Genomic DNA, 23,965 nt, shown 5'->3' on the forward strand with positions numbered 1-23,965 from the left:
TTTGATCATCGCACTTCCGAAAGCGAAACGTCTTCACGTGAATAACCATCTTCCACAACATCCAAACGGCCGGTCTTTGGATCAATCACCAATCCGTGCACCGGAACGTCTGAAGACAAGAGCGGATGTTTCCGGATCATGTTCACACTGTGGCTGACGCTGTCTTCAACGCTGTCAAAGCCCGTCATCCATGTGTCCAAATCGATGCCCGAATGCTGCAGGAGTTCGAGACAGCCATCATCGACACCCCGCTGTTTGGCCTTTTGAAGGATAGATGAAGCGTTCAGGCTTGCCATTCCGCACTCATGGTGGCCGATCACGCAGACTTCTTCAGCCTGCAGCTCATAGACAGCCACAAGAATGCTGCGCATGACGCTTCCAAAAGGGTGAGAAACAACGGCTCCCGCATTCTTAATGATTTTTGCGTCTCCATTTTTTAAACCCATTGCATGATGGAGCAGTTCTAATAAACGCGTGTCCATGCATGTCAAAATCACAAGTTTTTTCTCAGGAAATTTCGTCGTTTCGTAAAACTCGTACCCCTTTTCCTCTACAAAAGACTGATTGTGCTTCAAAATGGAAGTTAAAATCGCCATTTTTCTCTCACTCCTTTTCATAGTCATATGACCTTGATATTGTTACAGCCGAATTATAGCACATGGATTTCCGCTTTGGATTCGAATCAAAAAATTCACTAAAAATGTACTGAATATTTTTAAAAATCTAATTTTATATCTTTCTAAAATAATAAAATGTACGCTGTTCTTCACCTATAAAAAAATAACTGGAAGCAAAATGGAATATCAAATATTTGGATTTATAGTTATAAAAATGCATTAAAATAAATTAAAAAACTGAAATAAGATTCTATGATTTTCTAAACAACGATAATTGAGCTGATAGTCCTGCGCTAGCTGGAACAATCTTTGATTTTTACAGAAACCGTTTTTCCTCTATAATGGAAGCAGATGATACGCGGAAGGAGAATGCAGATGAAACCGTTTGTATATGTCACAAAACCGGTCCCAAAAGAAATCGAAGAGATGCTCGCTGAACATTGCGAATATGAAATTTGGACTTCGCGCGAGCGTATTCCCAGAACGACCCTGCTCGAGAAAATCAAGGAAGCGGACGGCCTTTTGACCTCAGGAACAAAAATTGACCGTGAATTATTATCCAATGCACCGAAGTTAAAAATCGTCAGCAACAATTCCGTCGGCTATGACAACTTTGATATTGAAGCAATGAAAGAAAAATCGGTCATCGGCACCCATACGCCATATATTCTTGACGACACAGTCGCAGACCTTGCTTTCGGTCTGATCCTTTCCTCAGCTCGGCGAATCGCCGAGCTCGACCGCTACGTCCGCGAGGGAAAATGGACCAAATCAGAGGACGATGAAAGCTTGTTCGGATCTGATGTCCATCACCGGACGCTCGGCATCATCGGAATGGGACGAATCGGCGAACAAGTCGCCAAACGGGCGGCCTTGGGTTTTGATATGGAAGTGCTCTATTACAGCCGCAGCCGCAAACCCGATACAGAGAAAAAAACCGGCGCGGTTTATACGGGCTTTCATGAGCTGTTGGAGCGCTCGGATTTCATTGTTCTGGTCACACCGCTCACGGATGAGACATACCGCCTCATCGGCGAAGCAGAATTCAAAAAAATGAAACCGTCGTCCATTTTCATCAACATCTCCCGCGGTAAAACAGTTGACGAACAAGCGTTGATTCAAGCGCTGAAAGAAGGATGGATTAAAGGAGCCGGACTTGATGTATTTGAAAAAGAGCCGATTGAAAAAGACAATCCGCTCCTAAGCCTTTCCAATGTAACCCTTGTTCCCCACATTGGATCATCCACCCTTGTCACACACGTCAACATGCTGAAAAGCGCCGTTCAAAACCTGATTGACGGTCTTCAGGGCAAACGGCCAAAAGATATAGTCAAAGAACTGAGATAACGCGCATCTTTCAGGCGCGGAACGTTTTGCCAAGCTCTCCTCCTAAGCCAAAATAGTGTCTGAAAAGATAAATCAAAGGTTCCCATTTTTGAGGATCGATGTGGTGTTCCCCTTTTAAAATCGCTTCATGTGCGTGCACATGAAGCACTTTTGTTTCAATGACGGCAAAATACGGGGAATGTTCCGGAATGCGAATGTTGACAGCTTCCGCTTCAATTTGAAGCGGGCAATCGGCGACTCTTTCAGGTTTCACTGCCAAGGAATCCGCGGCCGTAAATCCGCCGGCTTCAAATTTCTCCTTAAGGTAAGTAAAGCCGAGCCGCTTTTTTTCTTCCGGAACGAATCGTTTGCCGGTATAGGAAGCCAGCCGTTCTACATTTCTCCATAAAGATGAATCCGGCACATTGATAACGCATCCAGCATGCCTCTCTAAATTTTCCAATGCTTTACCTTCGGTTCCAATACCGAGTACGATCGAATCCCCGAGCGCCCAAGAAGATGACAGCGGGCTGAGATTCGTGGAACCGTCTTCGTTCATTGTGCTGAGTAAAATGACTGGTGTTCCGTAATATAAAATGCTTGGCTGAATAATTTTGCTGTTTTGTTCCATATGCGTCTCCTCCTTTTATGCTTTTATTGTAATTCTTCAATATTTCAATTAACATCGAAGTATCGATTGCATTTTAGGAGGAAGTGTAATGAACGTGAATCCAAATATCGCCGAGGTCGCCAAGCTTGTCACCGATCCGTCGCGGGCGGCGATTTTAACCGCATTGCTTGATGACCGGTTTTATACGGCTACCGAGCTGGCCGGATATGCGGGAATCAAGCAGCAGACAGCAAGCTTTCACCTTTCCAAGCTGCTTGACGCCGAGATGCTGACATGCAGGAAGCAAGGACGCCACCGCTATTACAGGCTCAAAAACGGAAAGATTGCACAATCGCTGGAGACCCTGCTTAACATAGCGCCCCCTGCGGAAATTCGCTCTTTCCGGCAGTCAGCTGAAGATCGGGCGGTCAGAAAAGCGCGCACATGCTATGATCACCTGGCTGGATCGCTCGGCGTCACACTTGCGGATCGGCTCGTGGAGATGGGCGTATTGAAAGAAGAAGAGACGGCTTTTACAGTGACTGAAGAAGGGGAAGCATTTTTGAAAGAGCTTGGCATCGATGTCAGGGAAGTCAAAAAGAAACGGCGCTCTTTTTGCCATAAATGCCTGGATTGGAGTGAAAGACGGCATCACATTGCCGGCGCCTTAGGCTCCGCATTGCTCGATGCCTTCATCCGCATCGGCTGGATCGAGCGGCGCCCGCATACACGGGCCGTTGCAGTCACGCCCGCCGGCGCAAAGGAACTTTACCGCCTATTTCATATTTCCATTGAAAAGAACTGAAGAAATAGTTCTCGATCGTTTTCCGGCATTCCGGGAGACCAAATAGCATGCGGTTAGGAACCTGCGGCAAGCCGTTCACGTCCTCGGCTTTCATGGAAAATTTACAATAATATAATGATTTTTGGGCATGTTTTAAGGTACAATTCAAGATGATTGCAGACGGAATATGGAAATGAAGAAATGCGGCTGTTCAACCCCATGAAGGCACATTCTTCATGTTTATGTTATAAAGTCTAAAGACAGGGAGGACTTTATCCGTGAAAAAAATATTATCAACTCTTGCGCTTGGGTTTGTTCTCGCGCTGGGCTTTCTGGCGGGGAACCTTTTTACAAGCTCAGCTGAAGGGCCGCAGGCAGAAAAAGGCGGCACCGTTCAGTCAAATGAAGTCATCAATACATTTGAAGGTGTTGCCGACTATATTGTGAAATACGGCAGGCTGCCTGACAACTTCATCACAAAAGCCGAGGCGTCAAAATTAGGCTGGGATCCGCAAAAAGGCAATCTGGCAGAAGTAGCGCCAGGAAAAAGCATCGGCGGCGATATCTTTCAAAACAGGGAAAAGCTGCTTCCAGATGCATCCGGACGCGTATGGAGAGAAGCCGACATCAACTATACATCGGGATTCCGGGGGTCAGACCGGATCGTCTATTCTAACGACAGACTGGTTTATAAAACGACTGACCACTATAAAACGTTTACGAGAATGAGATGATCATATGAAACAAGTCACTTTAAAAGGAGAAAAGATCAGAAGTGTATCAGATCTTCACAAAGAATTAAAAGAACAGCTGGAGCTTCCTGACTACTATGGCGAAAATCTTGATGCGCTGTGGGATTGTCTGACCGGCTGGGTCGGCATGCCTTTGCTGATAAAGTGGAAGAATGTCGAGAAAAGCCGGATTTACTTGGGCGATCAAGCCGAGGCATATTTGCAGCTTTTTCGCGAAGCCGAAGAAACACTGGACGGCTTTCAGCTGAAAACAGAAGGATGAAACAGAAAACGAGCGGGCGCTTCAGACAGGCGTCCGCTTATATTAATTGATGCAGAAAATCGGTTCTTCAGTCAAAAAATGAATGAACGAAAATGGTTTGGAAATCTCCTGCATTCACATCCTCTTTCGTCAAACCGCCCCCTGTCTGCTTTGTGAAGTGATCCTTCGTCAAAATTAACTTTCCGTCCTTTATCAGCTTGGAAGCGAGCGGGTTTTTATTAAAAGGCGACGCCTCCTCATCGAAAATTGCATCCCGCACGCATGTAAGCACAGCTTCATCGATTGGCGTCAGCGAAAATGCATAGCCGATCTGCCACCCATCTCCCTTATCCATTTCAAGAAGGTAATCTCCTTTATCCGTCTTTGTTTCCCTGATACGGTAAGCTCCTGTTTTTGAGGGGACAGGTTCACCTGAGAACGGAACGGGTGCAAGCGGCAGGTTGATGCCGAATCCAGTGTCCAGCAGATAGGTTTCATCACCTTCCCGCAGAATTACGGCGACATGCGTTCCCGTCAGCGCCCACGCCTGCTCTTTTGCATTAAATACCGTTCCGCGGACCATGTGAACGGAAAAGCCGAGCTCTGTCAGCACATAGTAAAGAAAAGCGTTCAAATCATAGCATAAACCGCCCCTTTTATTGTTCAGCAAGGCTTCCGTCAGCTCTGTTTTCGTCATCGAAATCCGTTCGTTTCTTAAAACCGCGCCATTTTCAAATGGAAACTGCAAAGCCAGCAGCGATAAAAACTCGGGCAAGTCGGCAAATGTCACCTGCTGACCTGGCTTGTATCCAATCCTCTTAAACAGCGAATCGAGCATCGTCGTCATCGGTAATTCTCCTTCCGCTTATCAATGAGAAAAAGCCAAACCTCATAAAGGTTTAGCTTCTTTCTCTTGAACATATGCAGTCAGTGCATCAAGGGCATCTTGTTCATCGGATCCGTCAGCGATCAGCGTGACTTCCGATCCGGAGCTGACAGCAAGGCTCATCAGCCCCATGATGCTTTTGGCATTCACTTTTTTATCTCCCTTTTCCAGAAAAATATCTGATTGAAAACGGTTGGCTTCTTGAACAAACAATGCCGCTGGGCGCGCTTGAAGCCCTGTTTTTAAAAGAACTTCCACTTTTTGTTGAACCATACGATCTCCCCCATTCCCTATTTTAAAGAGACAGATTGTCCTGAACGCAGCTGCTCAGCTATTTCATCCAGTTTCCTAAGTCGGTGGTTGATGCCCGATTTGCTGATTTTTCCGCTCGACACCATTTCCCCGAGTTCCTTTAATGTTACTTCCTGATAATCAATGCGGAGCTGAGCGATTTCCCTCAGCTTTTCCGGCAGCGCATCAAGCCCGATTCTTTCGTCTATCAGCTTGATGTTTTCCACCTGCCGCAGAGAAGCGCCGATCGTTTTGTTTAAATTGGCGGTCTCGCAATTGACGAGCCGGTTGACCGAGTTTCTCATATCGCGCACGATCCGGACGTCTTCAAAGCGGAGCAGCGAATTATGCGCGCCGATCACATTCAAAAACTCGGTGATTTTTTCGGCTTCCTTCAGATACGTGATGTATCCCTTTTTCCGCTCAAGCGTTTTGCTGTTTAAATGGAACTGATTCATGAGCCTGCACAATGAATCATTATGCTCTTTGTACAGCGAAAAAATCTCGAGGTGGTAAGAAGATGTCTCGGGATTGTTGACAGAACCCCCGGCTAAAAATGCCCCTCTCATATAAGACCGTTTGCAGCATCGTTTTTTGACTAAGTCTTCGGAGATGTTTCTGGCAATGACAAAGTTGTCTCCGAGTATTTTCAAGTCCTCGAGAATCGGCTTGGCATTTTCGATCAGGCGTACGATGTAGACATTGTTTTTTTTCAGTCTCATTTTCTTTCGAACGAGCAGTTCAACGGAAACATCGTATTGTTTCTTCAGCAATGTGTAAATTCTTCTGGCGATGGCCGCGTTCTCGGTCTGGACGTCGAGAACCACTTTTCGGTTTGAGAAAGACAATGAACCGTTCATCCGAATGAGGGCAGAGAGCTCTGCTTTCGCGCAGCAATCCTTTACTTCAAGGTTTGTAAGTTCTTTTTTCGTTTCCGATGCAAATGACATATTATAGACACCCCCATTCCAAGGCCTGCTATTCTTTTAACAAATCAACAAGTAGCGAAGCGACTTTATGTGTATCATGACGGATCACGCCATTCTCGTATGTCACAATCTGATCTTTGATGACCTCAAGCCCCATCGCAGACAGATCATCAATATTAAACTGGACGGGCTGTGCCTGCTCCTTCGCATAGCGTTCCCGAATGTCGTCCGGGATTTCCTCATTGTTGACGAGGATCGTATCGATAAACGGACCGCCCATATGCTGGTTAAGCGCTTTTACATGGTCTGCCGCACTGTAGTACAGCGTTTCTCCCGGCTGGGTCATTACATTGCAAATATAAACTTTTTTTGCCGGGGCGTTTAATATCTCTTCCCTTATCTTCGGAACGAGAAGGTTCGGCAAGATGCTCGTATACAGGCTTCCGGGGCCGAGAATAATCAGGTCGGCGCCGCGGATCACGTCAATCGTTTCCGGAACGGGTTCGATTTTTTCAGGGGTTAAAAACACCCGTTTAATCCGCTTCCCGTAAGACGGAATCGTCGATTCCCCTGATATGATCTGTCCGTCATCCATTTCCGCATGAAGGACAACGCTGGTATTGGCCGCGGGCAGAACCCTTCCTCTCACATTTAAGACTTTGCTCATTTCAGTGACGGCGTGAAAGAAATCACCGGTTATATTCGTCATCGCCGCCAAAATCAAATTTCCCAATGAATGGCCGATTAAATCGCCGCCTTTAGAGAAGCGGTGCTGGAACAGGTCTTCAACAAGCGGTTCGACGTCAGACAGTGCAGCGAGGACATTTCTGACGTCCCCCGGCGGGGGAATTTTCAGCTCGTCGCGCAGCCTCCCCGAGCTTCCGCCGTCATCTGCGACTGTCACAATCGCCGTGATGTCTACCGGCTGCTGCTTCAATCCTCTGAGCAGTACCGAAAGGCCAGTTCCTCCGCCAAAGATTGCGATTTTTTTCTGATCTGCCATGCTATTTTCTGCTTTTCTTCTCGATGTCCCGGTGAGTAACATGAGTATAGTAGTCCTTTTTAAAATAATCGGCAAGGTATTCAGCCAGCGTCACAGAACGATGCTGTCCGCCGGTGCAGCCAATCGCGATGACAAGCTGGCTTTTTCCTTCTCGCTTGTATGACGGAAGCATAAAGCTCAGCAGCTCGGTCAATTTTTCAAGAAACTTTTGCGTTTCGTTCCATTTCATCACATATGAAGATACTTCCTGGTCTTTCCCCGTCAGCGGCCTCATGCTGTCGATATAGTACGGATTGGGAAGGAACCTTACGTCGAACACTAGATCAGCGTCGATCGGCAATCCGTATTTAAACCCGAATGACATCACATTCACAGTAAAGGTATGTCCGTGATCTGCCGCAAAATGCTGGACGATTTTTTCGCGCAGGTCTTTCGGCTTCATATCGGATGTATCATAGATGATTTGAGAACGGCCTTTCAGCTCTTCGAGAAGCTCCCGCTCCGTTTGGATGCCCTCAAGCGGCAGGCCCGTTGTCGCAAGGGGATGGGATCTTCTTGTCTCTTTATATCTTGAAACGAGAACCGAATCCTTGGCATCTAAAAATAAAATTCGCGGGGTAATCCAGGATGTTTCCCCAATTTCATCAAGCGCTTCAATCAGGCTGTCAAAAAACTCGCGGCCGCGCAAATCCATAACAAGGGCGACTTTGCTCATTTTTGAACTTGATTCCTTCATCAGCTCCAAAAATTTCGGCAGCAAAGATGGCGGCAGATTATCGACACAGAAAAAACCGAGATCTTCAAAGCTTTGAATCGCCACTGTTTTTCCTGCCCCTGACATTCCGGTTATGATCACAAGCTGTATATCATGGCCTCCATTCGCGTTCATGCTTCTCTCCCCCTCTTATGTTTATTCGCCTTGCGGGTCGAGGCGATAGGACAGCAATTCAAAGTCAGGCGTATACGTAAAGGTGCCGTGAAGCAGTCCTTTGCCTTTCAGCATAAAATCAAGAATATGGACGTCGCCCGGCGCCATCGGCAAGCTACCGACGTCCCCCGCCTGATGCCACCTGATGATGCCTTCTTCTGATTCTTCTACATGCTTGCCTGTATAATGATCGGCGACGAATGTGAACATCATCCATTCAGATACAACCTGATCATTTTCCTTTATGATAAAGGTGAATATTCCTTTCAGCTGCGGGTTCAGCACATACAGGCCCGTCTCTTCGCGGTATTCCCTGATAACGGCGTCCCTGACGGTTTCCCCGCTTTCCATTTTGCCGCCGGGGGCCACCCACCAGCCTCGTCTGGGCTTTTGCAGCAACAGGACTTTATCACCTGAAGTCAGCACACAATTCGTCACTCTTTGCAAAGTCTGTCACCCATCCTTTTATTCCTTCAATTCTTTTTTCTATTATACCGTTTCCTGTCCCCGCTCACAATGAACATGCAGTTCCGCCGCGAAAATCGCCTTTTCCCGGGCTGTTTTAGGCTTTTTCCGGGTAAAAACTTAATGAAACGGCTTTTTCAGCAAATGGAAGCGCTTGCGAAAACCGTTCTTTTATTCTATTTTACAGCAAAAACGACTGTTTCAATATTGAAATTTGAACAACTTGTGAAATTTGTAAAAAATTCTCTTTGCAGGAAAATAAGACAAAAAAAGGACACGGATAAGATCATCCGTGCCAATAAAATTCATTATAAAAGGGGGTCAATTACTATACCAATCATAACGAATAATTGTTTCACTGGTGTTACAGGCCGGTTAAATCATGATGACGATTAAAATGCGTTATTTTACAGCCTTTTCTTTCTCTTTCAGCTCTTCGATATAGTGCTGAACGCTCTGTGCGGCAATGCTTCCGTCCCCTGTTGCCGTTACGATTTGGCGAAGGGTTTTCTCGCGAATGTCTCCCGCAGCAAAAATGCCTTCGACTTTTGTTTCCATCTGTTCATTTGTCACGATGTAGCCCTCTTCATTTGTAATGCCGAGGTTTTTGAAAGGCTCTGAAAGCGGGAGCATACCGATGTAGATAAAGACGCCGTCAGTCCGGAACTCTTCTTCTTCGCCTGTGACCGTATCGACCAGTGTCACTTTGCCGACTTTTCCGTCTTGTTCATGAATTTCCTTGACCGTCTTATTCCAGAGAAAGTCGACTTTTTCGTTGTCAAACGCGCGCGCCTGAAGAATGCTTTGCGCTCTCAGCTTATCGCGGCGATGGACGATTGTTACTTTCGAAGCGAAACGGGTTAAGTACACGCCTTCTTCAACAGCGGAGTCTCCTCCTCCGACAACGACCAGCTCTTTGTTTTTAAAGAAGGCGCCGTCACAAACCGCACAATAAGAAACGCCGCGGCCGCCAAGCTCTTTTTCGCCAGGTACGCCGAGCTTCTTATATTCGGCGCCTGCTGTGATGATGACCGCGCGCGCTTTAAATTCTTTTGATCCCGCTTTGACGATCTTATAGTCTCCTTCATCGACGACTTCTTTAATATCGCCGTACGCATACTCAGCGCCGAACTTTTTCGCATGTTCAAACATTTTATTTGAAAGCTCGGGTCCCAGAATGCTTTCAAATCCCGGATAGTTTTCAACATCCTCCGTATTGGCCATCTGTCCGCCCGGAACGCCTCTTTCAACCATCAAAGTCGACAGGTTCGCCCTTGACGTATAAACGGCTGCCGTCATTCCCGCAGGACCTGCTCCTATAATAATGACGTCATACATTTTTTCTTCTGACACAATGTTCACTCCTTCATGAATCTTATGCTTGCAAGCAGTGCATTCCTGTTAAATAAGATTCCCTTCTTATAACTTCCTTACCCATATCCTATAAAATATCATGAATAATCGCTATTTTTTTGCTCACATAATAAAACAGGCTGAACAATGAAGTTCACACCTGTTTCTATAGATGCTCTTTTAATGTACGTTCATACTTTGAAAGCGTTCTGGGCGATATTTGGAAAATTTTAGCGGTTTCGGCTTTTGTCAAACGCTCCTGATGCTCCGTCTTCCAAATGTAATAGATCGCTGCCGCAAGCCCGCCGGCATTTTTCAGCTGAAGCCCGTAAGCCCTGATCTGCTGAATGACATGGAAAATCCAAAAGCACATGGCCTCCTGCTCCATCGCCGACTGATCCGCTTGTTCAATCGCTTTTGCAGTCCTGTAAGCAAGTAGCGCGTCTTTTGAATCAACGGCTGCACCGCTTTCCCCGTAAAGCACAAGTCTGACAAACTGATCTTCAAACGGCGTTTTTGCCATCTGTGAATCAAGCACCGCTTTCAGCTGGGCTTTTTCCCCTTTTCTTCCGCTGATATAATATGCGGCAAGGCGCTCCTCGAGCGGTCGCTGGACAGGTCTCTTTTCCTTCCGTTCTTTCCACGGCTCCATGCGGGCGTCATCCGGATACTCTTCCTGCATCTTTTTCCATACAGACCGGGCAAATTGAACGCGGCCCGTGTAATAAGCCGAGCAGGCGAGCCAGTAATAAAAGGTCTCATCCCCTTCAAATCCCATGCGGTAGAGTGATTTCAGCCATTTAAACCCGAGATCGTATCGGCCGACAAGGGCTAGCGTGGCACCGAGCTTATACCTTTGCTCAAAAAGCATCGGATAAATATTTGAAAGCTGTTCGGAAAGCGCCTCGACCTTATCGTCCCGTCGTTCATAGTGATAAAAAATAAGAAGATTGCAAAGCGCATGCAGGTTTCCATGACTTTTTTCCAAGACCGTAAAAACCGTCGTTTTGGCTTTCTGAACGTCCCCGGCATAAAAGTATGCGAGTGCAAGATTGTTATAAGCCGACCAAAACTCAGGGTAATCGGAAATAATTTCTTCAAGCATCGCGATCGATTCCTGAAGCTGTCCATTTTCCAGCAGTGATTTGGCCCGATCCTGTTTCAGAATCAGGTCGTCCTGATCGAACTGCGAATAGCCCTGATCTTCCTCTCCCATATCCAATAAATCAAGCAGCTCCGCATTTTCCTCGCTGAACTCGCCGTCCGGATCTTCCTTTAAATAAGTCTCCGCCGCTTTATAGGCCTCTTGAAAAAGACCGAGGTGCGCATAGTTGTTCGCTTTAAAATAGTAGCATTCAGTCATTTTTTCGTTGATGTTCTTCAGGATAAAGTCCAAAAGTTCGTTTGATTGCTGATAAAAGCCCATTTCCGTATAAATAACCGCAAGTTGGGACAGCATTCCCGTGTTTTCAGGTTCAAGAAAAATCGCTCTCTGTATGAGCTTGCTCGCGCGGGATAAATTTCGCTCTCTGTATGCTTTGAGCCCTTTATGATAAAAATATTGCCCATCTTGGAACAGCTGGACAATTCTCGAATCTTTATGATGTTCAGAAGTGTACTTTCCCACAGATACCCTCCATTTCAAACTATATACCGTGAGTAGTATAACATAGTTTCCAGCAGGCTTAACAGGCCAAAAACAAGTTTCGAGAAAATTCTCTTCATTTTCCACATATGGTTTTTTCACCATTTTATTCCGGACGTTTGGAGCACCAGGACGGATAGGGCTTTCAGAAGGATGAAGGTACGTTTTATATCGGAAGTACGCTTTTCATCTTAACCCGGGCAAAATCTTTTTTTAGCACTTAATGATGACGAATGTACGTTCCCATTGTATGATAATAGAAAGGGGGTTCACAAAGTGAAAAAAGGCGGATCAATAGAATTGACGCATTACTCAGAAGAACATTCAGCTGCGCTTCTCGAATTTGAGCTTCCTGAAGAACAGCATCGATTTACCGCTCTTCCGAAAGAGGCTTTAAAACGGACGGACGGCCAGTTTCCAATCGTAATTTTAAGCGAAGGCGAGCCTGTCGGATTTTTGATCCTCCATGCGACCGAGAGGGTAAAAGACTATTCGGACAACCTGGACGCCATGCTGTTAACGGCGCTATCCGGCGACAGAAAGCACCAGGGAAAAGGTTTTGCAAAAGAAGGAATGCTCAAACTTCCAGAGTTTGTCTCCAAGGAGTTCACCCATTGTCATGAAGTCGTGCTGGTTGTGAACGTGAAAAACACCGCGGCCCAGCACCTGTATGTTAAAGCCGGGTTTGCCGGCACAGGGGAAAGAAAAACAGGGCCGATCGGAGAGCAAATCGTGATGAAATTGAACATCAAATAGCTCCCCTACCGGGAAAACAACCAAAAGGCCAACCGCCTTTTGGTTGTATGCAGTGTGCTTATGATTCAGATCCTTCATGGCGCTCTTTCAAGACGCCAAGCACATCATCAAGCGGAAGGGACTGCTCCCTCAGCAAAACGAGCAGATGGTAAAGAAGGTCAGCCGCCTCCCATTTCAGTTCTTCAGGATCACGGTTTTTTGCAGCGATGATGACTTCCGCCGCTTCTTCGCCAACTTTCTTCAAAATCTTATCAACGCCTTCACGGAACAAATATGTTGTATATGCGCCTTCAGGCATTTCAGCCTGCCGTTTGGCAATGACGGTTTCAAGTTCATTGATGATGTCAAAGCGGCCGCCATCAGTCTGTCTGATATGTTCGCCGGGCGAGAAACAGCTGTAGCTTCCTTTATGACAGGCCGGCCCCGCCGGTTCAACAAGCACGATGAGCGCATCTTGATCACAGTCAAGCCTGATGTCTTTCACACGCTGAATGTTACCCGACGTCGCTCCCTTATGCCAGAGCTCTCCGCGCGATCTGCTGAAAAACCATGTCTCCTTCGTTTCCAGCGTTTTTTCAAACGATTCTTTATTCATATAAGCTAGTGTCAGCACTTCTTTGCTCGCTGCATCCTGGACAATCGCCGGGATCAAGCCGGCTTCATTAAATGTCAACTCGTCTGCCTTGATCATCTTACATTCACCCCGCGCTCTTTTAAATAAGCTTTTACTTCTTTTACAGATGTTTCTTTGTAATGAAAGATAGATGCGGCAAGAGCCGCGTCCGCCCGGCCTTCTGCAAACGCATCATACATGTGGTCCGCACGCCCTGCGCCTCCGGATGCAATGACCGGGACTGAAACGGCTTCTGACACAAGCTTTGTCAGCCTGCAGTCAAATCCGTTCTTTTCTCCGTCTGAATCCATGCTTGTCAGCAGGATTTCACCTGCTCCCCGCCGAACGGCTTCCTTCGCCCAGGAAACGGCCTCAAGGTTCGTTTTTTTCCGACCGCCGTGTGTATAAACATAGTACAGATCAGCTTCTGGATCGTATTTTGCATCAATCGCGACGACAATGCATTGAGAGCCGAAAAAGTCGGCGCCTTCCGTTATCAGTTCCGGCCGGAGAACGGCAGCCGTATTGACGGAAACTTTGTCGGCTCCGGCCCGCAGTATCGTTTTCATATCATCCAAACGATTGATGCCGCCGCCGACGGTAAACGGGATCGCCAGCTTGGCCGCCACTCTTTCAACGACATCAACCATCGTTTTTCTCCCCTCGTGGGAAGCCGAGATATCGAGAAAAACAAGCTCATCTGCGCCTTCATGATCATATACTTCAGCCAGTTCAACCGGGTCGCCGGCATCTTTCAATTCAACAAATTGTACACCTTTGACAACGCGTCCATCTTTTACGTCCAAACACGGGATGATTCGTTTTGTGATCACTTTGCCGCCACCCTTTCAAGCGCTTCAGCCACGGTAAATTGGTTGGTATAAAGAGCTTTTCCGACAATAGCGCCAGAGACGCCTTCCGAAGCGCGGGAAGCGAGCGCCTCAAGATCGGCGAGAGAACTGACGCCGCCGGAGGCAATGACTTGTTTGCCGGTTGCCCTGGCAAGCTCCACTGTACTGTTGATATTAGGTCCTGACAGCATACCGTCAGTCGCAATGTCAGTGAAGATAAAAACTTCTGCACCTTCATTTGCAAGCTCGCGGCCAAGCTCTTCCGCTCTAACGGAAGAGGTCTCAAGCCACCCTTCAGTCGAAACAAATCCGTCTCTTGCGTCAAGACCGATTGCGATGTGCCCTCCGTAGGCCTTCAGCATTTTTTTGACAAACTCGGTATTTGATACGGCAGAGCTGCCTAGGATCACCCTCTCAACGCCTTGCGACAAGTAGTCATACACGTCTTTTTCGGTCCTGATGCCGCCGCCGACTTGCACTTTAACGTCAAGCTTATCAGCAATGCTTATGACGTGGCCGCCGTTCACTTTTTTGCCTTCTCTTGCGCCGTCCAAATCGACAAGATGAATCCAGCTTGCCCCCTCTTCAGCAAACCGTGAGGCCATCTCCAGAGGGGAATGACCGTAAATCGTTTCTTTTTCGTAATCTCCCTGGATGAGCCTGACGCACTTGCCGTTTCTTATGTCAATGGCAGGATATACAGTAAACTCGCTCATTTTTTCACCTTCTGTTCTTGTGTAAACTGCTTGAACCGCTCTAAGATCAACATGCCGACCGTACTGCTCTTTTCCGGATGGAACTGGGCCCCGTATACATTGCCAAGACCGACGACAGCGGGTACACACACACCGTATTCGGCGCTTGCAAGCAAAGCTTCCTCTTCGATTCCGCTGACATAATACGAATGAACGAAATACGCGAATCCTTCTTTCGCTTTTGGCAAAAGCGGCGACTCGCGGTGGACTTTGAGAAGATTCCAGCCCATGTGAGGCACTTTTAAGCGATTTCCCGCTTGATCACAGTCTTTCAGTTTAACGACTTTTCCTTTCAACAGGCCGAGCCCTTCTGACGCCCCGTGTTCTTCGCTTTCTTCAAACAAAAGCTGCATGCCGAGGCATATGCCGAGAAGAGGCTTTCCTTCGTTTGCGGCAGCTTGAATAAATGTTTTCAGGCCGGTCTCGGTTAAAATCTCCATTGCATCCCGAAAAGCGCCGACTCCCGGAAGGATATAGCTGTCCGCTCTCTTCAGTTCATCCGGATGCTCGGACACAAAATAAGGGGCATCAATCCGTTCAAGCGCTTTAGAAACGCTGTACAGGTTTCCCATTCCGTAATCTATGACACCGATCATTTACAGCATTCCTTTCGTTGATGGAATTCCCTTGACCCGCGGATCGATCAATGCCGCTTCATCAAGCGCACGTCCCAGCGCTTTAAAAATGGCCTCGATCATATGGTGTGTGTTCGTACCGTAATGAACGATGACATGCAGATTCATTCGCGCTTCCAGTGCAAACTTCCACAAAAATTCATGGACAAGCTCTGTATCAAATGTTCCGATTTTCCTGCTTGGGAATTCAGCTCTGAACTCGAGGTGCGGCCTGTTGCTCAGATCAATCGCAACCTGGGCGAGCGCTTCATCCATCGGCACCATGCTCGAACCGTAGCGTTTGATTCCTTGTTTATCTCCGAGCGCTTCCAAAAGCGCCTGTCCGAGACAAATTCCGATATCTTCCGTCGTATGGTGGTCGTCTATTTCAACATCGCCTTTCGCTTCAATTGAAAGGTCAAACTGCCCGTGTTTTGTAAATAAATCAAGCATATGTGTCATAAACGGGACATCCGTTTGAATATCCGCTTTTCCTTCTCCGTCAATATGAAAGGATAATTTAATATCAGTTTCATTGGTTTTTCTTGCCCGTTCGGCTTTTCTCATCAGTCTTCCTCCCGGTTTCTGGATTCAATTGCTCTTGCATGTGCTTCAAGCCCTTCCAATCTGGCAAAGGCCGCAATTTTCTCAGCATTCGCGCGGAAAGCTTCCCTGCTGTAGGAAATGATGCTGGAGCGCTTTTGGAAGTCTGTCACATTTAGCGGGCTTGAAAATCTGGCTGTACCGTTAGTCGGCAGGACATGATTAGGGCCTGCAAAATAATCGCCCACCGGCTCTGAACTGTAGCGGCCCAGGAAAATGGCGCCCGCATGTTTGATCTGTCCCAGCAGCGCATCGGGTTGAACTGTTAAAATTTCCAAATGTTCAGGAGCGAGCTCATTGATGACGGAAACTGCTTCATTCATCGTCTCTGTAACATAGATCAGGCCATAGTTGTCAATCGACTGCCGTGCAATCTCTTTTCTCGGAAGATGTTCGAGCTGTCTGTAAACCTCTTTTAAAACGGATTCGGCAAGCGTCTCTGAATCGGTGACAAGAATGCTCGATGCCATCGCATCGTGTTCAGCCTGTGAAAGTAGATCTGCGGCGATTTCCCGGTAGTTTGCCGTACTGTCAGCGAGTATGGCGATTTCACTTGGACCCGCGATCATATCGATATCAACCTGGCCGAATACTTCCCGTTTAGCCAAGGCGACGTAAATATTTCCGGGTCCCGTAATTTTATCGACGGGGGTAATCGTTTCCGTTCCGTAAGCCAATGCGGCAATCGCTTGGGCACCGCCCATTTTGTAAATCTCTGTGACGCCAAGCTCCGCAGCAGCAGCCAGCACTCCCGCCGACAATTTACCGTCTTTTCCCGGAGGTGAGGCAAGGACAATGCGGTCGACGCCTGCAACAAGCGCCGGAATGACATTCATCAGAACGGATGATGGGTAAGCAGCCGTTCCGCCGGGCACATACACCCCCGCTGAATCAAGCGGCGTAATTTTTTGGCCGAGCATCGTTCCGTCCTTGCGGTGGTAAAACCAAGATGTTGCGAGCTGACGCTCATGATATTCTTTAATGTTGAAAATCGCCGCCTGAATAATCTCGAGATCACGTTCTTCGAGCGCGCTGTATGCTTCCTTGATTTCCTCTTCGGAAACGCGAAAGCCGGCCACATCCGCTCCGTCAAATTGTCTTGTGAATGCGGAAACAGCTGCATTTCCGTTCTTTTTCACTTCTTCGATAATGCCGCGGACTGCTTTTCTTTGTTCCTCCGTTCCGGCGTCAATAGAGCGTTTTAGTGAAACCGACGTATTTCCGCTGATGGATTTGATCTTCATTTTGCTTTTTCTCCTTCCACAATAAGAGAAAGTCTTGAAGCCATTTCATCGATGACTGCGTCTTTCATTCGATAGCTGACAGGATTTACGATTAAGCGGGATGTGATGTCGCAAATTTTTTCAGTTTCAACTAGCCCGTTTTCACGCAAAGTCTGCCCTGTTGATACGATATCAACGATTCGGCCGGCAAGCCCGATCAGCGGAGCGAGTTCAATCGACCCGTTGAGCTTGATGATTTCCACTTGTTCTCCCTGTTCTCTGAAGTAGCTTGATGCGACATTCGGGTACTTGGTCGCAACCCGGGGCGCAACGGTGTCTGCCGCCGTCTCGGGCAGGCCGGCTACGGCAAGACGGCATTTGCTGATGTTTAAATCAAGAACCTCATAGACATCTCGTTCTTCTTCTAGCAAGACATCTTTGCCTGCGATTCCGACATCGGCCACCCCGTGCTCGACATATGTTGTGACATCCATCGGCTTAGCGAGGATAAAGCGAAGGTTTTCTTCAGGCACTTGAATGATCAGCTTTCTCGAATCGTCGAATTCTTCCGGGAGCTGATAGCCTGCTTTTCGAAGCATATCGGCCGCTTCCTCAAATATCCGCCCTTTCGGCATCGCAATCGTCAATTCCTTACCCATGCTTCTCTTCCTTTCTGGCTCCGATAAAATAGGTCACGTTTTGAAAAGACTTTGTCATTTGATCAATATCTCCGATTCCCGCTAAGTCCTGCATGACGACTTTTTTGCCTTTTCTTCGTTCTTCTTCGGCAAATCTGATTGCCTCTTTTCTCTGTTCTGTGCTGAAGATGACGACATCGATCTTTTCTTGTTCTTCCGCCGGCTTCAATGCTTCCAGCAGCCTGTCAGTCCTGATGCCGAAACCGGTTGCCGGTGCGGGTGAGTCGAAGCGGCCGAGAAGCTGATCATATCTGCCGCCGTTTCCGATCGGAAAGCCGACGTTTTCAGCATAGATTTCAAACAAAACACCGGTATAGTAGCTCATATGGCTGACCATGCCTAAATCGAGCTTAATGTCGTCTGTGCAACCATAATCGCCGAGCGTCTCCCATAGCGTTTCAAGTTCTAAAACCGCACGTTTTCCTTTTTCAGAATCGACGATGGATGCCGCCCTGCTGCACGTTTCAATACCGCCCCTCAGCTCCAAAAGCTCCAGCAGCCTGCTTTTATCAATTGAGGATAAATTGAGGGATTTTACATGCTCCCGATAGCCGACATAGTTCTTTTCGTATAAATAGCGCCGCAGGACATGAGCCCTTTCTTCATTCCCTAAAACTTCCACAAACAAGGCGTCTAAAATACCGACATGGCCGATCGAGATTTTAAATGAAGTCAGGCCGGCATTTTTAAGCGAAAAAATGACGAGCGCAATCACTTCTGCGTCAGCGCTTGTCGATCCATCGCCGATCAGTTCAACGCCGACTTGCTCAAATTCGGCGGGGCGTCCTCCTTCACGCTCCTGTGCCCGGAACACATTTGCAGCATAGCCTACTCTGAGCGGATGATCGTCTTTATGAAGCTTTGAGGCCGCCACCCTGGCGATTGGAGCCGTCATATCAGGCCTTAACACGAGCGTCTGCCCCTCCTGATCAAGGAGTTTAAACAACTGCTGATCCAATATGGCCGACTGCACACCGACCGTATCATAAAATTCAAGGGCAGGCGTCTCCATGAACTGATACCCCCACAAAGCCATCACCTCTGTTAATGAAGAGCGCACCTTTTTCTTTGTTTCGTAAAGCATAGGCAGCGTATCCCGCATGCCATGCGGTTTTTCAAACATAAACATTTACACTTGCACCCCCATAACCGTTTGAAGGAAAATTCCGAATCCTTTAGTTCGCTAATATGATAATATGCTAACAGATAAAAGAATCAAAATCAACAGCCGCTCATAAAATAGACGCCTGCACCGTATGGGAAATGATAACTTTTATGTAATGAACATCTTGATGTTATAATATATATACGATCGCAAATCTTTGCCTTAACCAAACCAGCAACGGGAAGACAGGAGACTCAGAATGAAATTTTTCAAAACTCTTTTTTTTATTTTTTTCGTAGCAGTTCTTATGACCGCCGTTCTTATACTGTTTTCTAAAGATGCGTTAAGCCCGTTAGCCGAAATGTTGCACAGCAGCCATAAAACTGCTGCTGACAATGCGAATAATAAAGGAGAGCGTCAGCCGCTTGACGTTCCGCTGATCAACCAAATGGACCCGCCGAAGCTTTATAACGGCTGTGAAGTCGCCAGCCTGGCGATGATCTTAAACTACAGCGGATATAGTGTCACAAAAACTGAACTTGCCAATGAGGTGAAAAGAGTGCCTCTGCAATATGAAAACGGCTTAAAGGGAAATCCTAACGACGGCTTTGTCGGCGATATGGAAAACGGACCCGGACTGAGTGTCTACCATGGCCCGATTTACGATTTGGCCCATTCATACGCAGGTAATAAAGCGGTCGATCTGACGGGAAGTGAGCCGGGAAAAATTTATGAACAGCTGAATCAGGGCAGACCGGTTTGGGTCATCACCACTGTACATTTCACCCCAGTCAACGATATGGAAACATGGAATACACCGTCAGGCAAAGTCGATGTGACGTACAGCGTTCACAGTGTTGCCGTGACAGGCTATGATGAGGATTACGTTTATGTGAATGATCCGTACGGATATAAAAACAGAAAAACAGACAGAGAAAATTTTGAAAAATCATGGAAACAGATGGGCAGTCAGGCGATCGTGATCGCCGCCTAAAAAGGCAGATTAATCCCTGCCTTTTTTTAGTTCTTTCAGCCCTTATTAAATTAAGCCGCTTTACCCTTTTGATAAATCCAAAATACAGAAAACAACCTTTCTGCACATGTTTAATTTACTGTTTTTTCATAATATTCAAAATACTTGTTTACATTCAGCAAGCTCGCATATATGATAGTACCGAAATAGGTGTCTCATTTTATTACATAATGACCAGAAATCACTTTCATTTAAGGGAGACACACACCTGTTTCAAAAATATTTCTTGAGGAGGATGGAAATGATGAAGAGATTAGCAGGTACGGTTATTTTGTCAGGTTTGCTCGTATGCGGGTTTGGACAGGCTCTGCCTGAAAAAGCTTTGGCCGCCGAGGTCGTTCACAAAACGATCGTAGTCGAGAAAGGCCAAACGTATGACGGAAAAGGCAAGCGGCTGATTGCAGGTCCGGAGCTCGGGGACGGCAGCCAACGCGAGGATCAAAAACCGATTTTCAAAGTGGAGGATGGTGCAACGCTCAAAAATGTCGTGCTTGGCGCTCCTGCTGCTGATGGTGTTCACACATATGGAAACGCTTCCATAAACAACGTTGTTTGGGAAGATGTCGGCGAAGATGCCTTGACTGTCAAAAGCGAAGGAAGTGTCACGATAAACGGAGGATCGGCCCGGCTTGCCGCGGACAAAATCTTTCAGATTAATAAAGCGAGCACATTTACCGTGAAAAATTTTACTGCCGATCAAGGAGGCAAATTCATTCGCCAGCTCGGAGGCTCGACATTTAAAGCCGTGGTCAATATTGATAACTGTACGATTACAAACATGAAAGAGGCGATCTTCCGAACCGACAGCAGTACAAGTTCCGTTACAATGACAAATACAAGATACTCAAAAGTCGGTCAGAAATGGATCGGTGTGAAGCATGCTACGGAAAGAAACAATCATGAATTTTAACACTGATTGCAAATAAAGGCCCCCGCTCTTTATTCAGCGGGGGTCTCCAATCTTTTTTCCATTTCTTCTTTTGTATAGATCAGCCGCATCGGATTGCCGCCGACAAAAGCGCCCGGAGGCACATCTTTATGAACGAGCGTACCGGCGGAAATGACGGCGCCGTCTCCGATCTCGACGCCCGGGAGGATCGTCGTATTGGCTCCTATCATGACTTCATCGCCGATGATCACCTCACCGAGCCGATATTCTTTTATTAAATACTCGTGCGCCAAAATGGTCGTATTATAGCCGATTACGGTGTTTCGCCCGACTGAGATTTTTTCGGGAAACATGATATCCGGCATGACCATTAAAGCAAACGAGCATTTCTCTCCGATTTTCATCCGCAAAAACGTCCGGTACATCCAGTTTTTCATTCCAAGAAACGGCGTATAGCGCGCCGCCTGAATGACAATAAAGTTTTTGACTACTTTAAAAAACGGAACCGTCTGATAGATGTGCCATAAGGAATTGGCGCCGGACACCGGGTAGCGCTTCGTTTTTCTCAAACTTTCTCCACCCCAAGAATGTGAAGGAGGTCGCTCATTTGCTGAAGCATAAAATCAGGCTCGTGTTTGGCCAGGCTTTCTTCTCCCTTAATCGTCCATGCAACGCCTGCTGTTTTCGTTCCAGCATTCTTCCCGGCTAAAATATCGTGGTAATTATCACCGATCATAATGGCTTCTTCCGGACGGCTGCCAAGCTTGGAAAGGGCGAGCAAAACAGGCTCGGGGTCAGGCTTCGGCCGCTCGACGTCATCCAGCGTCACAACCGTCTCGAAAAAGGCATCAAGCCCAGTCAGTTTAAGCCCCATGATGACGGTGTCCCGCAGCTTTGTCGTGACGATGCCGAGCTTATAGCCTTCTTCCGCAAGGCGTTCAAGCGTCTCGTAAACCGTCTCATACTCGGTTACCAGTTCATCATGCATCTGATGATTAAATGTCCGGTACATGGTGATCATTTCTTCAGCCTTATCCTTTTGAATGCTTGAGAACGTTTCATAAAGGGAAGGTCCGATGAAAGCAAGAACATCCTCCCGTTTATAGCGTCCCGGTGCATAATGATCGAGCGTATGCAAAAATGAGGCGATAATCAGCTCATTTGTATTGATGAGCGTTCCATCCAAATCAAATAAAACCGTATTAACTTTCATACAAAGCTTCCTTTCTGCGAACGGAATAACCCGGCTTTCTCCAGAAGCGCGAAATCGCGATCGTCAGCAGAACCGCGGTCGCAAGCCTGATCAACAAAAGAGGCCAGACCGGAATGCCGAGCGGGATAAATACCAATGTATCTTCAACAACCGCGTGGCAGGCGACGAGAAAAATAAAAGCAAGCGTGACATCCCTTTTGCTGACGCCGTCTTCTTCGACCGCTTTGATCATAACGCCGGCCCCGTATGCAAGGCCGATCGTCAGCCCGGCAACCATTGTCATTGAGGTGTTCTCTTTCATTCCAAGCATTCTCGTTATCGGTGCAAACCACTTTGAAAAAGCATTCAGCCAGCCGAGGTCTCTCATATATTGAATGATGATCATCAGCGGTATTACGATGGCTGCAAGCTGAAGGACACCAAGACCCGCCTTGGTCACGGCTTCTAGCGCAATGTCAAACCAGCCGGAAGGAGCGGCGCTTTTCGCTGAGATTAAGCCGTATTTGGCCGCATCCTGCCCGCCATGCCAGACAAGGTTGATGATAATGGCCGAAAAAACAGCGAGACCGATGCGCACGAGCAAAATCAGCCATATTTTGATTCCGACCCTTGAAGCAACAGTCGACTCGATAATCAAGTTGTGGCAAAACGACAGCATAACCGCTAAAATAAACACTTCTTTAACGGTCAAATCAAGCGTTAAAATTCCCGCAATTCCGGCATACAAGTTCAGCATGTTGCCGAGCACAAGCGGTATCGCCGCTTCCCCTGACAACCCGAAAATCCCCATCGCCGGCGTGATCAGTTTGATCAACCAGTCCATCACCGGTGTATGCTGAAGAAGGCTGACAATCAGCGTGACAGGAAAAATCACTTTTCCAAGCGTCCACGTTGTTTTCAGCCCCGCCACAGCGCCGGCTTTTAAAGTTCCCTTCATTGTTGTCCTCCCCTTAGTAAAGTCGCTACATCTCCTGATACCGTTTAATCTCTCTGCCTTTGAAACGTCTGTAGGCTATCAGCGCAGCTGCACAGAGGATCAGTACGATCGAAATAACCTGTGCGATGCGAAGATTCTCCGTCAGCATCAGACTGTCCGTTCTAAGGCCTTCGATAAAGTAGCGTCCCATCGAATACCAAATAACGTAGATTAAGAACAGTTCGCCTCTCTTTAAATTCGCTTTTCTTAAAAGAAGCAGAACAACGACTCCCGTAAAGCTCCACAGCGATTCATACAAAAAGGTAGGCTGGTAGTATTGTCCGTCAATATACATTTGATTGATGATAAAATCAGGCAGGTGGAGGTTTTCTAAAAACGCTCTTGAGACCGCCTCACCGTGCGCTTCCTGGTTCATAAAGTTTCCCCAGCGTCCGATCGCCTGACCAAGCAGAATGCTTGGAGCAGCGATATCAGCCAGCTTCCAAAACGAAAGCCCCTTGACTTTCGCATAAATGATTCCCGTCAGCACGGCGCCGATCAGTCCGCCATGAATCGCAAGGCCGCCGTTCCATATTTGAATAATCTGGTCAGGATGTTCACTGTAATAACCCCATTGAAAAATGACATAATATGCTCTTGCACATAAAATGGCAATCGGAATCGCAAAAAGCACCAAATCGACAAAGGTGTCTTTATGCAGTCCCCTACGTTCGCCTTCCCTGACTGCCAGCCACAAACCGAGCAAAGCGCCAAGGCCGATGATAATACCGTACCAATGGACAGCGATCGGCCCCAGTTGAAAAGCAATCGGATTTAATGGTTCAATCGTTTCATTCATATTGTCA

At 47.2% G+C, this 23,965-nt stretch carries 29 protein-coding genes; 7 read left to right on the forward strand and 22 right to left on the reverse strand.

Annotated features, from left to right (window positions below):
* Positions 1 to 5 precede the first annotated feature (5 nt).
* Positions 6 to 596: a carbonic anhydrase gene (locus MKY62_RS18455; RefSeq protein WP_003185560.1), complete on the reverse strand. Its 591-nt coding sequence runs from the start codon at positions 594 to 596 to the stop codon at positions 6 to 8.
* A gap of 396 nt (positions 597 to 992) precedes the next feature.
* Here MKY62_RS18455 and MKY62_RS18460 point away from each other — a divergent pair, with 396 nt between their 5' ends.
* Positions 993 to 1,964, forward strand: coding sequence for a D-glycerate dehydrogenase (locus tag MKY62_RS18460; RefSeq protein ID WP_003185562.1), 972 nt, complete (start codon positions 993 to 995; stop codon positions 1,962 to 1,964).
* 10 nt (positions 1,965 to 1,974) lie between these two features.
* On the opposite strand, the gene MKY62_RS18465 is transcribed toward MKY62_RS18460, so the two are convergent.
* A complete protein-coding gene (locus MKY62_RS18465) occupies positions 1,975 to 2,574 on the reverse strand; it encodes a flavin reductase family protein (RefSeq protein WP_003185564.1) in 600 nt (199 codons plus the stop codon).
* A gap of 88 nt (positions 2,575 to 2,662) precedes the next feature.
* Between MKY62_RS18465 and MKY62_RS18470 the strand changes: the two genes are divergently transcribed.
* From MKY62_RS18470 to MKY62_RS18480, 3 genes are all read left to right on the forward strand, one after another.
* A complete protein-coding gene (locus MKY62_RS18470; protein WP_016886527.1) occupies positions 2,663 to 3,358 on the forward strand; it encodes a winged helix-turn-helix domain-containing protein in 696 nt (231 codons plus the stop codon).
* Positions 3,359 to 3,615: 257 nt separating this feature from the next.
* Positions 3,616 to 4,071 carry a ribonuclease gene (locus MKY62_RS18475; RefSeq protein WP_003185568.1) on the forward strand — a complete coding sequence of 152 codons (456 nt, stop codon included), beginning with the start codon at positions 3,616 to 3,618 and terminating at the stop codon, positions 4,069 to 4,071.
* 4 nt (positions 4,072 to 4,075) lie between these two features.
* Positions 4,076 to 4,351 (forward strand): barstar family protein, encoded by a 276-nt coding sequence (locus tag MKY62_RS18480; protein ID WP_021837749.1) that lies wholly within the window; start codon positions 4,076 to 4,078, stop codon positions 4,349 to 4,351.
* A gap of 67 nt (positions 4,352 to 4,418) precedes the next feature.
* Here the strand turns inward: MKY62_RS18480 and MKY62_RS18485 are convergent, their stop codons facing one another.
* The 8 genes from MKY62_RS18485 to MKY62_RS18520 form a co-directional block, all read right to left on the reverse strand.
* Complete coding sequence (locus MKY62_RS18485; RefSeq protein ID WP_003185572.1) at positions 4,419 to 5,177, reverse strand: arylamine N-acetyltransferase; 759 nt, start codon at positions 5,175 to 5,177, stop codon at positions 4,419 to 4,421.
* Positions 5,178 to 5,219: 42 nt separating this feature from the next.
* Positions 5,220 to 5,489 carry an HPr family phosphocarrier protein gene (locus tag MKY62_RS18490; RefSeq protein WP_003185574.1) on the reverse strand — a complete coding sequence of 90 codons (270 nt, stop codon included), beginning with the start codon at positions 5,487 to 5,489 and terminating at the stop codon, positions 5,220 to 5,222.
* A gap of 17 nt (positions 5,490 to 5,506) precedes the next feature.
* Positions 5,507 to 6,457: a DNA-binding protein WhiA gene (gene whiA, locus MKY62_RS18495; protein WP_003185576.1), complete on the reverse strand. Its 951-nt coding sequence runs from the start codon at positions 6,455 to 6,457 to the stop codon at positions 5,507 to 5,509.
* 28 nt (positions 6,458 to 6,485) lie between these two features.
* Positions 6,486 to 7,439 carry a YvcK family protein gene (locus MKY62_RS18500; RefSeq protein ID WP_003185579.1) on the reverse strand — a complete coding sequence of 318 codons (954 nt, stop codon included), beginning with the start codon at positions 7,437 to 7,439 and terminating at the stop codon, positions 6,486 to 6,488.
* 1 nt (position 7,440) lies between these two features.
* Positions 7,441 to 8,328: an RNase adapter RapZ gene (gene rapZ, locus MKY62_RS18505; protein ID WP_003185581.1), complete on the reverse strand. Its 888-nt coding sequence runs from the start codon at positions 8,326 to 8,328 to the stop codon at positions 7,441 to 7,443.
* A 21-nt stretch (positions 8,329 to 8,349) separates the two neighbouring features.
* On the reverse strand, positions 8,350 to 8,814 hold the full coding sequence (locus MKY62_RS18510) for an 8-oxo-dGTP diphosphatase (protein WP_003185583.1): 465 nt from the start codon (positions 8,812 to 8,814) through the stop codon (positions 8,350 to 8,352).
* 420 nt (positions 8,815 to 9,234) lie between these two features.
* Positions 9,235 to 10,185, reverse strand: a complete 951-nt coding sequence (gene trxB, locus MKY62_RS18515) for a thioredoxin-disulfide reductase (protein WP_003185588.1) — start codon at positions 10,183 to 10,185, stop codon at positions 9,235 to 9,237.
* 166 nt (positions 10,186 to 10,351) lie between these two features.
* A complete protein-coding gene (locus MKY62_RS18520; RefSeq protein WP_009329641.1) occupies positions 10,352 to 11,812 on the reverse strand; it encodes a tetratricopeptide repeat protein in 1,461 nt (486 codons plus the stop codon).
* Positions 11,813 to 12,106: 294 nt separating this feature from the next.
* Here MKY62_RS18520 and MKY62_RS18525 point away from each other — a divergent pair, with 294 nt between their 5' ends.
* Positions 12,107 to 12,586: a GNAT family N-acetyltransferase gene (locus MKY62_RS18525; protein WP_016885715.1), complete on the forward strand. Its 480-nt coding sequence runs from the start codon at positions 12,107 to 12,109 to the stop codon at positions 12,584 to 12,586.
* Between the two features lie 58 nt (positions 12,587 to 12,644).
* Here MKY62_RS18525 and hisIE read toward each other — a convergent pair whose 3' ends face one another.
* Genes hisIE through MKY62_RS18565 form a run of 8 tightly spaced genes read right to left on the reverse strand, consistent with a single transcriptional unit; the run spans position 12,645 to position 19,072 of the window.
* On the reverse strand, positions 12,645 to 13,277 hold the full coding sequence (gene hisIE / locus MKY62_RS18530; protein ID WP_003185594.1) for a bifunctional phosphoribosyl-AMP cyclohydrolase/phosphoribosyl-ATP diphosphatase HisIE: 633 nt from the start codon (positions 13,275 to 13,277) through the stop codon (positions 12,645 to 12,647).
* A complete protein-coding gene (hisF, locus tag MKY62_RS18535) occupies positions 13,274 to 14,032 on the reverse strand; it encodes an imidazole glycerol phosphate synthase subunit HisF (RefSeq protein WP_003185597.1) in 759 nt (252 codons plus the stop codon). Before hisF ends, hisIE begins: the two co-directional genes overlap by 4 nt.
* The gene (gene hisA, locus MKY62_RS18540) at positions 14,029 to 14,766 is read right to left on the reverse strand and encodes a 1-(5-phosphoribosyl)-5-[(5-phosphoribosylamino)methylideneamino]imidazole-4-carboxamide isomerase (RefSeq protein ID WP_011198343.1); all 738 of its coding nucleotides are present in this window, start codon (positions 14,764 to 14,766) and stop codon (positions 14,029 to 14,031) included. Before hisA ends, hisF begins: the two co-directional genes overlap by 4 nt.
* Positions 14,763 to 15,401, reverse strand: coding sequence for an imidazole glycerol phosphate synthase subunit HisH (gene hisH / locus MKY62_RS18545; RefSeq protein WP_009329643.1), 639 nt, complete (start codon positions 15,399 to 15,401; stop codon positions 14,763 to 14,765). The genes hisA and hisH overlap by 4 nt, the downstream gene beginning before the upstream one ends.
* Complete coding sequence (hisB, locus tag MKY62_RS18550) at positions 15,402 to 15,986, reverse strand: imidazoleglycerol-phosphate dehydratase HisB (protein WP_003185604.1); 585 nt, start codon at positions 15,984 to 15,986, stop codon at positions 15,402 to 15,404.
* Positions 15,986 to 17,266, reverse strand: a complete 1,281-nt coding sequence (gene hisD, locus MKY62_RS18555) for a histidinol dehydrogenase (protein ID WP_003185605.1) — start codon at positions 17,264 to 17,266, stop codon at positions 15,986 to 15,988. The genes hisB and hisD overlap by 1 nt, the downstream gene beginning before the upstream one ends.
* On the reverse strand, positions 17,263 to 17,904 hold the full coding sequence (gene hisG / locus MKY62_RS18560) for an ATP phosphoribosyltransferase (RefSeq protein ID WP_003185607.1): 642 nt from the start codon (positions 17,902 to 17,904) through the stop codon (positions 17,263 to 17,265). Before hisG ends, hisD begins: the two co-directional genes overlap by 4 nt.
* The gene (locus MKY62_RS18565; protein ID WP_009329644.1) at positions 17,897 to 19,072 is read right to left on the reverse strand and encodes an ATP phosphoribosyltransferase regulatory subunit; all 1,176 of its coding nucleotides are present in this window, start codon (positions 19,070 to 19,072) and stop codon (positions 17,897 to 17,899) included. Before MKY62_RS18565 ends, hisG begins: the two co-directional genes overlap by 8 nt.
* A 235-nt stretch (positions 19,073 to 19,307) precedes the next feature.
* On the opposite strand from MKY62_RS18565, the gene MKY62_RS18570 reads away from it, so the two are divergent.
* Together MKY62_RS18570 and MKY62_RS18575 are read left to right on the forward strand one after the other, a co-directional pair.
* Positions 19,308 to 20,042, forward strand: a complete 735-nt coding sequence (locus tag MKY62_RS18570) for a C39 family peptidase (RefSeq protein ID WP_003185610.1) — start codon at positions 19,308 to 19,310, stop codon at positions 20,040 to 20,042.
* 283 nt (positions 20,043 to 20,325) lie between these two features.
* Positions 20,326 to 20,991 (forward strand): pectate lyase, encoded by a 666-nt coding sequence (locus MKY62_RS18575; RefSeq protein ID WP_011198345.1) that lies wholly within the window; start codon positions 20,326 to 20,328, stop codon positions 20,989 to 20,991.
* Between the two features lie 29 nt (positions 20,992 to 21,020).
* Here MKY62_RS18575 and MKY62_RS18580 read toward each other — a convergent pair whose 3' ends face one another.
* Genes MKY62_RS18580 through lgt form a run of 4 tightly spaced genes read right to left on the reverse strand, consistent with a single transcriptional unit; the run spans position 21,021 to position 23,958 of the window.
* Positions 21,021 to 21,539, reverse strand: a complete 519-nt coding sequence (locus MKY62_RS18580) for an acyltransferase (RefSeq protein ID WP_003185615.1) — start codon at positions 21,537 to 21,539, stop codon at positions 21,021 to 21,023.
* Positions 21,536 to 22,183, reverse strand: a complete 648-nt coding sequence (gene ppaX, locus MKY62_RS18585) for a pyrophosphatase PpaX (RefSeq protein WP_003185617.1) — start codon at positions 22,181 to 22,183, stop codon at positions 21,536 to 21,538. Before ppaX ends, MKY62_RS18580 begins: the two co-directional genes overlap by 4 nt.
* A complete protein-coding gene (locus MKY62_RS18590) occupies positions 22,173 to 23,120 on the reverse strand; it encodes a nucleoside recognition domain-containing protein (RefSeq protein ID WP_003185619.1) in 948 nt (315 codons plus the stop codon). The genes ppaX and MKY62_RS18590 overlap by 11 nt, the downstream gene beginning before the upstream one ends.
* A 25-nt stretch (positions 23,121 to 23,145) precedes the next feature.
* The gene (gene lgt, locus MKY62_RS18595) at positions 23,146 to 23,958 is read right to left on the reverse strand and encodes a prolipoprotein diacylglyceryl transferase (RefSeq protein WP_003185621.1); all 813 of its coding nucleotides are present in this window, start codon (positions 23,956 to 23,958) and stop codon (positions 23,146 to 23,148) included.
* Positions 23,959 to 23,965 lie beyond the last annotated feature (7 nt).

Source organism: Bacillus sp. FSL R7-0646 (genome assembly GCF_037969865.1).
GTDB lineage: Bacteria > Bacillota > Bacilli > Bacillales > Bacillaceae > Bacillus > Bacillus licheniformis.

Bases quoted from the DNA above. Each gene is read 5' to 3' on its own strand.
- MKY62_RS18455 (WP_003185560.1), bottom strand. From the start codon at position 596: ATGGCGATTTTAACTTCCATTTTGAAGCACAATCAGTCTTTTGTAGAG.
- whiA (WP_003185576.1), bottom strand. From the start codon at position 6,457: ATGTCATTTGCATCGGAAACGAAAAAAGAACTTACAAACCTTGAAGTA.
- MKY62_RS18490 (WP_003185574.1), bottom strand. From the start codon at position 5,489: ATGGTTCAACAAAAAGTGGAAGTTCTTTTAAAAACAGGGCTTCAAGCG.
- MKY62_RS18480 (WP_021837749.1), top strand. From the start codon at position 4,076: ATGAAACAAGTCACTTTAAAAGGAGAAAAGATCAGAAGTGTATCAGAT.
- MKY62_RS18460 (WP_003185562.1), top strand. From the start codon at position 993: ATGAAACCGTTTGTATATGTCACAAAACCGGTCCCAAAAGAAATCGAA.
- lgt (WP_003185621.1), bottom strand. From the start codon at position 23,958: ATGAATGAAACGATTGAACCATTAAATCCGATTGCTTTTCAACTGGGG.
- MKY62_RS18570 (WP_003185610.1), top strand. From the start codon at position 19,308: ATGAAATTTTTCAAAACTCTTTTTTTTATTTTTTTCGTAGCAGTTCTT.
- hisG (WP_003185607.1), bottom strand. From the start codon at position 17,904: ATGGGTAAGGAATTGACGATTGCGATGCCGAAAGGGCGGATATTTGAG.
- MKY62_RS18565 (WP_009329644.1), bottom strand. From the start codon at position 19,072: ATGTTTATGTTTGAAAAACCGCATGGCATGCGGGATACGCTGCCTATG.
- MKY62_RS18575 (WP_011198345.1), top strand. From the start codon at position 20,326: ATGAAGAGATTAGCAGGTACGGTTATTTTGTCAGGTTTGCTCGTATGC.
- hisD (WP_003185605.1), bottom strand. From the start codon at position 17,266: ATGAAGATCAAATCCATCAGCGGAAATACGTCGGTTTCACTAAAACGC.
- hisA (WP_011198343.1), bottom strand. From the start codon at position 14,766: ATGAGCGAGTTTACTGTATATCCTGCCATTGACATAAGAAACGGCAAG.
- MKY62_RS18590 (WP_003185619.1), bottom strand. From the start codon at position 23,120: ATGAAGGGAACTTTAAAAGCCGGCGCTGTGGCGGGGCTGAAAACAACG.
- hisH (WP_009329643.1), bottom strand. From the start codon at position 15,401: ATGATCGGTGTCATAGATTACGGAATGGGAAACCTGTACAGCGTTTCT.
- ppaX (WP_003185617.1), bottom strand. From the start codon at position 22,183: ATGAAAGTTAATACGGTTTTATTTGATTTGGATGGAACGCTCATCAAT.
- MKY62_RS18485 (WP_003185572.1), bottom strand. From the start codon at position 5,177: ATGACGACGATGCTCGATTCGCTGTTTAAGAGGATTGGATACAAGCCA.
- rapZ (WP_003185581.1), bottom strand. From the start codon at position 8,328: ATGAACGCGAATGGAGGCCATGATATACAGCTTGTGATCATAACCGGA.
- MKY62_RS18465 (WP_003185564.1), bottom strand. From the start codon at position 2,574: ATGGAACAAAACAGCAAAATTATTCAGCCAAGCATTTTATATTACGGA.
- hisIE (WP_003185594.1), bottom strand. From the start codon at position 13,277: ATGATCAAGGCAGACGAGTTGACATTTAATGAAGCCGGCTTGATCCCG.
- MKY62_RS18470 (WP_016886527.1), top strand. From the start codon at position 2,663: ATGAACGTGAATCCAAATATCGCCGAGGTCGCCAAGCTTGTCACCGAT.
- MKY62_RS18500 (WP_003185579.1), bottom strand. From the start codon at position 7,439: ATGGCAGATCAGAAAAAAATCGCAATCTTTGGCGGAGGAACTGGCCTT.
- hisB (WP_003185604.1), bottom strand. From the start codon at position 15,986: ATGAGAAAAGCCGAACGGGCAAGAAAAACCAATGAAACTGATATTAAA.